A 1,359-nucleotide genomic window follows, 5' to 3' on the forward strand; every position below is an offset into this window, starting at 1 on the left:
TGAGCAAAGGCGTTCATCGCCCTCGCCAAGCCCCAAGGGGTGAAATGTTGAGCGTCGTTCTTTTTCCCTGACCACACCAACTCATTAAACAATCGGCCCAGGATGCATTCGAACGGCTCGAAGGTTTCCACTGCGCCGCCGTAGGCCTGGCCCGCTTCGTGGCACCAATCCTCGCTTCCTTGCACGTCAGTCCCAAGCAGCGTCAAGTCACACCAGGCGACCAAGGGCCCAAATCCCCGGGTGAACAACTCCTCGGCCTGATTGATCACGCAAACCTTCAGCGCAAACGCGGTGAACTTGCGCATCTTTTCCCTGGGCGATTCCCCGGGGATGGCTTGGATAGCCTTCAACAACCGCTGGTAAGCATTGTTGCGGGGATCGGTCGGCTTTGCCTTCTTCGAAGTGCCCTTACTCATCGTTGGCCGCCCCCACGTCAGCGCCCACCCCAGAACTCACCCGGGCAAAGTCCAGCTCCAGGAAACATCCGCGGATCTGCCCCTCCCTGACCGCCCGCTTCAAGCGACGGGCGCCCTCCTCGCCGTAGGCAATCCACGCAGGGCCAGCAGGGGGCGCGTCACCTACGTCTCCGTTGGCCCGGTGGAACTTCAAGCGGCCCTCCTGGAAGACCACCGCGCTGACATCGGGGTGGTTCAGCACGAAACTTTGGAACCAGCGGGTCTCGGTTCGCGCAAACACCAGGGCGATGCCGCCCCCCGGGTGGTTGGCCATCTTCTCCATCCAGGCCTCTTGCCCCCGGCCGAACGGCGGGTTCATGAAAACGAAGGCATCCGCCGGCCATTCCGACGCCAGGCCGTCATCGCTGGGCTTGAGCATCCGAGCCGCGGTGGGCCACGGCATCCCGTTCTCGGGCGTTGCCGGATCCAGGTCGAAGGGCCCCAGGCCCGTGAAGCCTTCCCTCGGGCTGCCCCAAATATGCTCCGGAGGGGTGAGCCAAGTGGTGGTTGTCTCGAACTGCGGCAAGCGGTCGAAACCAACTGTGGCTGCGGCGAGCTTTTTAGTCCGGGGGATGGAGGTGGTTTTGCGCTCCTTCGGCATGAAGAGGTTGTTCGGGTCAGACGAAGCGGAGAGGATGTTCAATGTGCACACCTTATGGTTGATAGGGAGTTGTTGTTAGTTCGAGGGATTCAGACCTGCGTAGCGGGTCCGAGGTACAGCAAGGGCATCTACGGCAGCTGCACGTCCAGGTGCATGGCAATGTCTTCCAGCGCGTCTTCGTCGGCTTCACCGCCCTCGACCAATGCCCCCACGACAAGGCTGACGTCCACGTCCAGATCAATTCCCCAAATGCTCCACGTCGGCGCATTGAGCTCCTCGGTGCTGAGCCCGTGAAACTGACTC

General features: G+C 61.7%; 2 protein-coding genes. Both read right to left on the reverse strand.

The window, feature by feature from the left end:
* A partial coding sequence (locus ABZX22_RS45080) for a hypothetical protein (protein WP_354923497.1) occupies positions 1–416 on the reverse strand: 416 nt, incomplete at its 3' end.
* Entirely contained in the window at positions 409–1,098 is a 690-nt protein-coding gene (locus ABZX22_RS45085; protein ID WP_229298517.1) for a phage N-6-adenine-methyltransferase, read from the reverse strand. The genes ABZX22_RS45085 and ABZX22_RS45080, both read right to left, overlap by 8 nt.
* Between the last annotated feature and the right edge of the window lie 261 nt (positions 1,099–1,359).

This window comes from Nonomuraea sp. NPDC003804 (genome assembly GCF_040610675.1).
In the GTDB taxonomy this organism is placed as follows: domain Bacteria; phylum Actinomycetota; class Actinomycetes; order Streptosporangiales; family Streptosporangiaceae; genus Nonomuraea.